General features: G+C 71.0%; 2 protein-coding genes. Both read right to left on the bottom strand.

The features are described from left to right. The coding region (locus tag ABZ911_RS43075) for a condensation domain-containing protein (RefSeq protein ID WP_358070487.1) at positions 1-1,709 on the bottom strand (1,709 nt) is incomplete at its 3' end. Beyond that, the coding region (locus ABZ911_RS43070) for a phosphopantetheine-binding protein (protein ID WP_358070484.1) at positions 1,706-2,140 on the bottom strand (435 nt) is incomplete at its 5' end. The genes ABZ911_RS43070 and ABZ911_RS43075, both read right to left, overlap by 4 nt.

Here is a 2,140-nt window from a genome sequence, read left to right as displayed (position 1 = left end):
TTTCCGGCGAAGCGGTGGGGCTCGTGGGTGATGACGGCTCGGACGTGGGCGTCTTGGGTCATGAAGGTCAGGCGCTGGTCCGGATATGTCGGTTCGAGGGGGAGATAGGCTCCGCCCGCGGTCATGACGGCGTGGACGGCGATGACCATGTCGACGCTTCGGGGTAGGCAGACTCCCACCACGTCGCCGAGCTGTACCCCTTGCTCCCGCAGTCTCGTAGCCAGGGCGTTGACCCGGCCGATGAATTCCGCGTAGGTCAGCCACAGGCCGTCGGGCCCGCAGATCGCGGGTGCCTCGGGGGTGGTCGCCGCTTGGCGTGCGATGGCCACCGGCAGTGGCACGAACGTGGCCGGGGCGCCGGTCGTGTTCCAGCGTTCCACCGCCGCCGAGTCGGCCGCCAGCACGTCGCCGGGCTCCCGCGGATCGCCGCCGGGATCCGCGGCGATCCGCGCGAAGACCTCGCGGTAGAGCTCTCCGGCCCGCGCCACCTGCGCCGCGGAGAACTGCGTGACGTCGTACTTGAGCTTCAGCTCCAGCGTCCCGCTCTCCGGCGACCTGGTGAAGTTGGCGGAGATGGCCAGGTTGGTCTGCTCGAAGAACTCCGTCTCCACCACCTCGACCCGGTCCGCCGGGCCGAGATCCTGGTAGACGTGGAAGTCGCGGTAGTCGAAGAGCACGTCGATCACCGGTGAGCGCTGGGTCAGCCGCTGCATCTCGAACAGCGGGTACAACCGGTGCGGCAGCAGCGCCACCTCGGCGGCGAAGACGTTCGTGATCAGCTCCCGCCAGCTCCGCACGTCCGTACGCGCCCGCAACGGGACGCTGTTGAGGAACAGCCCCAGGATCTCCTCGGCCGCCTCGTGCTCGGGCCTGCCGTGCGTGACCAGCCCCGTGACAACGTCGGCCGACCCGGTGACCAGCGCCAACACCCGCAGATGCCCGGCCAGCAGCACGGTCCGCACCGGCACGCCGAGCTCCCGCGCCACCCCCTCCAGCCCCGCGACCAGCCCTTCGCCGAACGGTACGGCGAGCGCCTCGGTGTCCTCGGCGTCCCCGCTCCGGTACCCGGGCAGCCTGGGCAGCGCGGTCGCCGGAGCGTCGGCCAGCACGTCCTGCCAGAACGCCTCGCTCGCCGCCGACCCGACCGCGGCCTTCTCCCGCGCCACGAAGTCGCGGAAGTTCAGCGGCGGCGGATCGAGCGGCCGGACCGGCTCGCCGCCGAGGTGGGCGGAGTACCGGCCGAGCAGCTCGGTCATGAGCGTGGCCACGCTCCAGCCGTCCAGGATCGCGTGGTGGAAGCTCAGCGTGAGCGCCCACTCGCCCTCTTCCAGGTGGTGGACGACGAGGCGGAACAGCGGGGCGGACGCCCAGTCGAAGGGGCGCCGCTTCTCGTCCTCCCGCCACATCGTGAGCCTTGGCCAGGCGTCGCCGTACCCGGTGAGGTTGATCTCCTGGACCGGTGGCTCGACCTCGTCCCAGACGAGCTGGATCGGCTCGTCGAAACCGGTCAGGTCGAACGAGGTGCGCAGGACGGCGTGCCTGGCCGTGACCTCGCGCGCCGCCGCCCGCAGCAGCTCACCCTGGTACGGGCCGCGCAGGATCAGCGTGAACACGTCGTGGTAGGAGGCGGAGTCCTCCTGGTAGGCGCTGTGGAACAGCATCCCGGCCTGCAGGGCGGTCAGCGGGTAGGCGTCCTCGAGCTCGGTCAACGTGTGCCTCCTTGGAAACGGCGCTTCACCCGGTCGAGGTCGGCCGCGCCGAGCAGGCCGAACGCCTCGCTCGCGGGGCCCTGCTCGCCGGTTCCCTTGGTGATCGCACCGGCCAGCTCGCGGACCGTCTGGTGCAGGAAGATCTGCTCGATCTCCACGGAGTAGCCGCGGGCGCGCAGCCGCGCGACGACCTTGAGCGAGCGGATGGAGTCGCCGCCCAGGGCGAAGAAACCGTCGTGGGCGCCCGGCGGGTCGATCCGCAGCACCTCGGCCCAGACCTCCGCCACGGCCCGCTCGTCCACACCACTGGGCGGTTTGCTCGGCGCCGCTGTCCCTGCCTGTGGGGCGGGGAGGGCTTTGCGGTCGAGTTTTCCGTTGGGGGTGGTGGGGAGGTGGTCGAGGTGGGTGTAGGTGGTGGGGATCATGTGGTC

The sequence above is a fragment of the Nonomuraea sp. NPDC046570 genome (assembly GCF_040645915.1).
Taxonomy (GTDB): Bacteria; Actinomycetota; Actinomycetes; order Streptosporangiales; family Streptosporangiaceae; genus Nonomuraea.
This window is presented reverse-complemented; position numbering and strand designations above follow the sequence as displayed.